The 8,898-nt window shown below is 47.6% G+C and carries 4 protein-coding genes; all 4 read left to right on the top strand.

Features of this window, described 5'->3' with window-relative positions; genetic code table 11:
- Positions 1 to 423: 423 nt before the first annotated feature.
- The 4 genes from QUA78_RS26165 (at position 424) to QUA78_RS26150 (ending at position 8,865) form a co-directional block, all read left to right on the top strand.
- Positions 424 to 1,239, top strand: a complete 816-nt coding sequence (locus QUA78_RS26165) for a PD-(D/E)XK nuclease family protein (RefSeq protein ID WP_333303379.1) — start codon at positions 424 to 426, stop codon at positions 1,237 to 1,239.
- Positions 1,240 to 1,473: 234 nt separating this feature from the next.
- A complete protein-coding gene (locus tag QUA78_RS26160; protein WP_333303380.1) occupies positions 1,474 to 4,029 on the top strand; it encodes a DHH family phosphoesterase in 2,556 nt (851 codons plus the stop codon).
- A 479-nt stretch (positions 4,030 to 4,508) separates the two neighbouring features.
- Positions 4,509 to 6,809 carry a serine/threonine phosphatase gene (locus QUA78_RS26155; protein WP_333303381.1) on the top strand — a complete coding sequence of 767 codons (2,301 nt, stop codon included), beginning with the start codon at positions 4,509 to 4,511 and terminating at the stop codon, positions 6,807 to 6,809.
- Positions 6,810 to 7,623: 814 nt separating this feature from the next.
- A complete protein-coding gene (locus QUA78_RS26150) occupies positions 7,624 to 8,865 on the top strand; it encodes a protein kinase domain-containing protein (RefSeq protein WP_333303382.1) in 1,242 nt (413 codons plus the stop codon).
- Positions 8,866 to 8,898 lie beyond the last annotated feature (33 nt).

Here is an 8,898-nt window from a genome sequence, read left to right as displayed (position 1 = left end):
TTTACTAGGCATTGACTTTTCATAAATATGGTTATATTGTATAATACAATATGCGTTTTAAATGCACAACAGCTTAGGGATTTTTATCGATTGCATACTAATTTTAGCACGCAAGGGGAAGAACATATGGGGATAATCTTGGGACAGCAGAATTATTCAGTTGGGGAACAATTGCGTCGCTTGCTAAAAATTATAGCTAGTAAATCCGCAGAGGAAATGTACAATCAAGTCGAGTTTTTAAGTGCTTGGTGAAGGATAAGCGATCGCACTTGGGAAAGCAAAGGGCGATCGCACTCTCCTCCAAAAACGCGAGCGCCCTAATTTATCTGCGTTTATCTCCGTCCATCGGCAGACATCTGCGGTTAAAAAAAGATCTATACCCCTTACAATTATAAAAAATATAAAATCTCAAATCATAAAAAAATGCTCCGACTATCCCAAACCCAACTCAAAATCCTCGAAGAATGCCCCCGCAAATTCCAACACAGCTACCTCGAACTACTCGCCACCACCGCCTCCCCAGAACACAAAGAAAAACTCGCCTGGGGAAGCCACTTTCACCTATTAATGCAGCAGCGAGAACTCGGACTTCCCATTGAATTTATCATCCAACAAGACCCCGAACTGGGACGCTGTGTGGCAGCATTTATCAACACCGCACCCGAACTTTTCGCCAATTCAGAAAATAGCGACAAGATTTTCCGCCAAGCCGAACACCCCCGCACCCTAATTTTCCAAGACTACCTATTCACCGTTATCTATGACTTGCTAATAGCCGAACCAAACGCCGCGCAAATTCTCGACTGGAAAACCTATCCCCGCCCTCAAAAATCCAAATGGATAGCCGAAAGTTGGCAAACTCGCCTCTATTTATACGTCTTAGTAGAAACCAGCGACTATTCCCCCGAACAAGTTTTCATGACATACTGGTTCGTACAATTGCAAGGAGAAGAACCGCCGCAAAAACTCACATTTGATTACAACCAAACAGAACACGATCGCACAAAACAAGATTTAACCCACCTATTGCAGCAGCTAACCGACTGGCGACAGCGGTATACCGAAGGCGGCGAATTCTTACCCCAAGTAGAAATTAGTTCCAATCTTTGCGATTCCTGTCAATTTGCCACTCGCTGCAACCGCACACCAGACACAAAAACTCCCTCACCAAATCTTCTCGCAGAAACTCCCACAGATTGGCTGCCAAATCTTGCTATAATAGACGAAATATTTATTTAATATATAAACAAACCCCCCAACTTTTACTCGTTACTAGGCTCTGCCAGGTAACGCAGATACGGTAGGTTATGCCTCCAATTTTCCCATCGTAAGCGAGGCTCTTCCTCTGGAAATGAGTTCCCAGGCTCTTCCAGGGAACCAGTAACTCGCTTAAGTTTTATTTAACATACAAACAAGCCCCTAGATTCATCTGTGGTCAAAATCTAAAATCTAAAATCTAAAATCTAAAATCGAATGACAGAAACCCCTCAACACTGGCAAAATCAACTCTTACCCCAACCCCCAGCTTGGCTGATCCAAGCTGTCAGAAACCATGCGCCAGAACTCCCCGGAAACTATGCCGCCGCACTTCTCTGGTATAGAGGAATTCAAAACCCCGAACAAATACCCGGTTTCTTAAATCCCCAACTTTACCAGCCAGCAAGTCCCTTTGAATTCGGACTAGAAATGAACTGGGCGATAGAAAGAATCCAGCAAGCACGAAACAGCGCAGAAAAAGTCGCAATTTGGGGAGACTTCGACGCCGACGGCATTACCTCAACTTCCGTACTTTGGGACGGACTGGGAGAATTTTTTGCTCAAAATGACCAACTAATTTATTACATTCCCAACCGCTTAACCGAATCTCACGGACTCAATATCCCGGGAATAGACGCCTTAGCAAAATCTGGAATTAGCTTAATTATTACCTGCGATACCGGCAGTACAAACATCGCCGAAATCGAATATGCCACCAGCTTAAACATCGATACAATTATTACCGACCATCATACATTACCGGAAGATCGCCCGCCAGCTACAGCCATTATCAATCCCCGCTACTTTCCCCCAAACCACCAACTATTTAACCTTTCAGGAGTTGGAGTAGCTTACAAATTAGTTGAAGCATTATATCACACATTACCGGATATTCCGCAGCGCCCGCTCACAGATTTATTAGAATTAGTAGCGATCGGCTTAATTGCCGATTTAGTCCAACTCACAGGAGACTGCCGCTACCTAGCACAACTCGGAATCGAACAACTGCAAAAACAACTCGCAAATCCCACCCGCCCGGGAGTGGCAAAATTGCTCGAACTGTGCAAGCGATCGGGCGATCGCCCAACCGACATTTCCTTCGGCCTCGGCCCCCGAATCAACGCCGTCAGCCGCATTCAAGGCGACGCCAGCTTCTGCGTAGAACTCCTCACCAGCCGCGACAAAAAACGCTGCGAGGAACTAGCAAATTTAACCGAAATTGCCAACTCCCGGCGCAAATCTTTACAAAAAGATGTTGCCAAAGATGCCGCCGCCAAATTAGCCAAACTCGACCTTTCAACTACTAGCGTCATTGTCCTCAGCGACCCGCAATGGCCCGTAGGTGTATTAGGATTAGTAGCGGGACAAATCGCCCAAGAATACGGTCGCCCCGTGATTTTATTCAGCACAGAAGGAAGCGAAAAAATTAATGAAAATTCTCCAGAAATGCAATTTACCTCCTTCTTAGATTCAGAATCACCAACACTTTCCCCATCCAACATTGCCAGGGGTTCCGCACGTTCCGCCAATCAAATCGACCTTTACCAATTAGTCAAAGACCAAGCGCATTTATTGCACAGATTTGGCGGTCATCCCTTCGCTGCCGGATTGAGTCTCCCCGTTGAAAATATTCCCCTATTTACCGATGCGGTAAATCAGCAACTGCGACAACAATACAGCACCGATAGTTTAACAGCAGCCCCCGTTCAAGCCGACCTAAAAATTACTGTGTCCGAATTAGGCAAGGACTTATTTCAAGAACTAAAATTGCTCGAACCGTGCGGTATGGGCAACCCCGCAGCAAAATTGCTGATTGAAAACTGCTGGTTTGACAATCTCTGGAATCAAAAAATAAAGGATTTGAAAGGGCAAAAAATAGAATATATCAAAACAGAATTTACAATTAGGGATGAATCTAGCGATACGGGATTTCCCGGCATTTGGTGGGGACACAATCAAAACGAAGTTCCCCAAGGCCGCTGCGATGTCACCGTCGAACTCGATTTTAATACTTACAAATCGCGGTATGAAGTGCGCCTAGTAGCAGTGCGGGAACGCACGGAAGACAACCAAATAAATTCTCTGACTCAAATAGATTGGATTGTAGACTGGCGCAATATAAATAACGAGAAAGAGTTATTAGGTGGTAGCACAAACTTAGAATCTAAAATGCCGATCGACAATCTAGTTTACAATTCCGAAATGGTCGATCGCGAAAACTCGATCGTCCTCAAAGAATGCCCCGCAAGCTGGGACGAACTGCGGATCTGGTTTCGACAAGCACAGCACACTCAGAAAAAACTCGCGATCGCCTACACATTACCCCCACTCGTACCCCCACAGCAAATCTGCCAACAGCTAATCGGCATCGCCAAATACCTCAGCCGCACCAAAAAACCCGTCACCAGACAACAGCTCCGCCAAAAACTCGGCATCAGCGACACATCGCTGCAACTGGGGTTCAAAACCCTAACATATCTCGGTTTCCAAATCAATTATCGCGATCGAGCTTTCCACATCACGAGACAATCCGAAACCGCACAGCAAGAAGACGTGCCCGATCAAATCCCCCAACCGTTATTAGATAGCCAATCCATCCAATTCTCCGTGCCAAATTCCTCCATCGCCGCCCGTTTTGCAGCGCAATTCCTAGCAGCAGTCTCCGAAGAACAATTCCGGCGGAAATATTTCTGTGAAGTACCCCTATCCACCATTCAATCGATCGCCCGAGAGACCGTTTTCCAAGAAGATTCTACAGCAAATCCCTTCTAACTGATATCTAGCACCATTCTTGAGAACAGGCCCGACGGCCTGTTCCACAACAGATGAATTTTCTTGTGGGGTGGGCACGCGAGCCCGCCCTGAAAAAATTATAGAGAATGGTAAAACCTATGAGTTTTAACTGATATCTGCCACCATTGTTAAGCATAGGCAGGATGCCAGTTCCACTCATGAGATAACTTTTATTGTGGGGCCCGCACGCTCTTGCCACCGGTGGGGCGGGCTTTTTGGCCTGTGAAGCGAGACAGGTTTTTGTGGATATGGCTTTTGGGTCTATTCCTGACACGGATGCAACATCTCAGTTCTAAGAAATATCTTAGTTCTCAATTCATCCCGATAAAATAAGGCATAGGGCAATGAGAGTTATCCGTTGCGAGTCAGGCCCAAAACTCATAACTCCTAACTCACAGGCCAAAACCTAAAACTCCCCACCGCCAAACTCTATAGCCAATCTCCAATTTAAAACCCCTATGCTCCTCTGTCCCCGCTGCCAATTTGAAAATCCCGCTCCAAACAAGTTTTGTCAACAATGCGGAACTTCCCTAATTTACAAACCTTGCCATGAATGCGGTGCCCAAGTCGCTTTTAGCGCCAAACAATGTCAGAATTGCGGCGTCACAACAGGTCAAGTGTGGCGGGCCATTATCTGCGGTCGATCGAATTTTCCAGCAGTCGAGCCAGACGAGTCAACCCTACCCCCAGCCGAGTTTCCGCAAAAACCAGAGATGGTTCCAGAAATCGCATCGCCCCAAAACTCTCCTGAACCAATCACAGACGCGATTAAAACAGACATAACCACCCCAGCCGAACCCCGAACAGCAGTCGAACCAACTTCTCCACAGTCAAGCGACGGCGAATTCAGCAGCCCAGAAATGGACTCTGTGGTAGCCGTGGGGGCGATCGCACCAGCATCCTTTCAAACAACAGAAAAAAGCTCTACTACAGCACCAGAGCGCGAAATAACCCCATCTGAACACCATTTTACAACAGCACCACAGCCTAAACAAATCAACGAAGCAACAGAGAACCCCGACAGCCCAAACATAGCTGACATCTCTCCCCAATCTCCAGAATTCCCCGCCCCCAATTCAGAATATTTAATCCCTTCCCAGCAAGCAGGAGCTTATTTAGACACCCAGCAGCGCTACCAACTCCTAGAAACCGTGCCGCCGAGAAAACTCTCAGACACAGTAGCAGTAACAGTATTGGACTGTCAGCCGCTGGAAATGTCACCCCTCAAAGCCATGCTAGCAGCCAACTCTGCCAGCGTCGCCAGACGAACCTCCCCCTACACCGCAGCAATCAAACGCGGAGAAAATTCGACAAATACCGCCTTAGCAGAGCTTTGCCAAGGCATAGCTGAACCTTATCTGGCACTCCGGTGGCAATTCTCTCAAAACCTGCCAGTCATTCAGGATAGCTGGTCAGACAACGAACAGGCAGTGCTGCTGCTAGAAGACTGCTCTCAATGGCCACTGCTGGTAGAACGGTGGAATCAACCCGAAACTTCCACCCAGCAAATTTTATACTGGCTGCACGAAATGACAGAACTGTGGGCTGCCCTAGAACCCTGGCGCTGTCGGCAAAGCTTGTTGGAACTGACAAATTTGCGAGTCAACCCCGACTCTTCCTTTTCCTTGACTTCTTTGCGGCTGCAATACCTCTATCCCGAACCCGCTGGATCAAACCTGCAACTGGTAGATTTGGGGCAACTGTGGCAGGTAATATTTAGCCAGTCCGATCGCACTCAGTTTGGCGCATTGCTCGAACTGCTGCAACAAATGTACAGAGGCGAGATTAACACAATCGAAGAATTGCGATCGCGCCTAGAAACTGTTCCCCTCGAACTCCAATCCGCACCTTCACCAAGCTCAACCCCGACGCGCAGGCATTACCGCAGCCTCGACGAGTCCCCCCCCGACGTTGGCGAGGTCTTAACCCAGCCCATGCCACTCCAGATTTACAGCTTAGAAGACGCAGGCCTCACCGATGTTGGCCGCACGCGCGACCACAACGAAGACTTCTTCAGCATCTGGACTCAGCTCAACAAACTCGAAAGCTCCTTCGGTCGCATCTTTCAAACCAAAGGGCTTTACATTCTCTGCGACGGCATGGGCGGACACGACAGCGGAGAAGTAGCGAGTCAACTAGCCGCTGAAACCCTCAGAGAATTCTTTCAAAGCACTTGGGAAAATCAACTTCCTCCGGCAGACACCATTCGCGAGGGAGTGCTGCTAGCCAACAAAGCCATCTTTGAAATCAATCAAAAGGACGGACGCTCCGGCAGCGCCCGCATGGGTACAACTCTAGTCGCAGTCTTAGTTCAAGACACCCAATTCGCCGTTGCCCACGTCGGCGACAGTCGCCTCTACCGACTGAGAAAGGGACAGACCCTAGAAAAAATCACCTCAGACCACGAAGTAGGGCAGCGCGAAATTAAGCGCGGGGTTGACCCGGAAACTGCTTATGCCCGTCCCGACGCCTATCAACTAACTCAAGCCATCGGCCCGCGAGACAGTAATTTTCTCAAGCCAGAGGTGCAGTTTTTAGACTTGTGCGAAGATACCTTATTAATTTTGGCTTCCGACGGCCTGACAGATAATGATTTGTTGGAAACTCACTGGCAGAACACTCTCGAACCCCTCTTCAATCCCGAAGCCGATCTCGACCAGGGAGTTGCCGAGTTGATTGAACTGGGCAACAAACGCAACGGTCACGACAATATCACGGCAATTATCATTCGGGCGCAGGTAGGCGCATTTCGATTTTAGACTTTCGATGCTGCCAACTTTTTCAACGGCGTCGCCTTTCCCTCGCGACCGCCTGAGTTAAACCTGCAATTGTTGCAAAGAAAGGATACAGCTTCGGCTGTTTCCGGACAAGGCTTTACTGCTCGCTCTACTATTAGGAATCCGGTGTTGAAACAGCTTCTGTTTGATTGCTCACAAACTGATTGCAGCCCCCATACGATTGCAGAAAAGCTGTTGAGGGCACACCATTTATCAGTAGCTTTAATTGAGAGAGTCTGTTCTGGGAATCTGGGGGAAAAACTGGCTTGATAGTGAGTGGATTCATCCTAGGTGAAAGAGCTTTTACCTACAGAAAGAGTTAGTCTAATCAACAAAAAATAAACTAAAATGAAGTGAGGCAGCAGGGGGGCGGATGCAAAATCTCTTTTATACCCGATCGCTCTCGGGGCAATGTAGCCTAGGCGGGAATTGCCCGCCCTACATAGAGATGTGGGACGTAAATCACAACCTGCTGCTACAGCAAATTTACCTAAAAGTTTAGCGATTGTTTACCTACTTCTTGTAGTTTCAAGTGTTAAATCGATCGAGTATGTTTTGAGGAGGCATCGACCCCTCAAAAATTTTACGGATAATTATTCCCAAAAAACTATTTATAACTTAATTGTTTATGGAATCTGTAATCATAATCAGGATATTATAAAGTTTTCGTGAAACTAACCTGTGCAGCTCATAAGTAATTTTTAATTTCTAATTTTTCAAAGCCCTACGCCCTAAATCTGTAAATTCCCACCAAATCTCACTGCCAAATCAGGGAGTTCAACCACATCAATCGAAAATGCTGCTGACTCTTTTAGATCCAGACAAACATACCCCTCTGCAACAGTGGAGTTTCGAGAGCGAATCCATTATTCGCATCGGCCGCTCTCCTGAAAATCACGTTGTGATCCCCAATGCTCTAGTGTCGCGGCAGCATCTGGAACTCCAAAGAGTTAATAGCGTGAATTCCAGTCAGTGGTACTTAGTCAATTCCGGGACAAATGGCACTTTGGTTAACGGTATTCTCATGTCTCAGGGTTGGATATCCGACGGTGCTCTGATCCAGTTGGCGCGGGGCGGCCCAATTCTGCATTTCCAAGTTATTACGATTGAACTCGGCGGCAAAATTGAGGCGAACCCCACCGTCAATTTCGCCGCCCCGAGGTGTACCCATGCGGGAAACCCGCCGGGGAATTTATTCTGCATCCACTGCGGCGAACCGATTAAAGTCGATCGCACCGTACGCCACTACCAAGTGTTGAGAACTTTGGGCCAAGGCGGTATGGGGACAACGACTTTAGCTTGGGATCGAGATAAAGCGAAAGCTCAACAACCCGGAAGTTCCCCCGCAGCTTCTCTGGTAGTCCTCAAGGAAATGAATGCTGATATGGCTCAAATCGCCAAAGCTCAAGAACTGTTTGAACGTGAAGCTAAAACTCTCAAGGCCCTCCACCATCCCGGAATTCCTCAGTTTTTTGACTTTTTTGTGGAAGGGGGCAAAAAATACTTGGTGATGGAAATGCTCCACGGCGAGGATTTAGAAAAACGCATCTACAACCGCGGGCCTGTTGCTCCCCAACAAGCAATAGAGTGGATGATCCAAACCTGTGAAGTTTTGGACTACATTCACTCTCAAAAACCCCCGATCGTCCACCGGGATATTAAACCTGCTAATTTGCTGGTGCGCCACCGCGACAATTGCATTACACTGCTGGATTTTGGCGCCGTTAAAGAAATCGGCACTCCTCCGGGCACTCGCATCGGCGTTGAAGGCTACACCGCACCAGAACAAGACCGGGGACAGCCTCTACCTCAGTCGGATTTATATGCTATTGGGCCTACTTTGATTTTTTTGCTAACGGCCCAAAGCCCTCAAAACTTTTACGGGAAAATAGCTGGAGGTTACGGGTTTAAGCTCGAAAATATTCCGACGATCGCCCCCAAGCTGCGAGAAACCATTTTGCGAACCACGGCAACTAAGCCTGGGGATCGCTTTCAAACTGCTCAACAATTAGCTCGAGCTTTAGCCGCTTCCCTTTAATAGAAGTCAGAAGTCAGAAGTCAGAAGTCAAAA

Source organism: Microcoleus sp. K4-B3, from assembly GCF_036704615.1.
Taxonomy (GTDB): Bacteria; Cyanobacteriota; Cyanobacteriia; order Cyanobacteriales; family Microcoleaceae; genus Microcoleus.
Note: the sequence above shows the minus strand (reverse complement) of the source record. Positions and strands in the feature narration are given on the sequence as shown.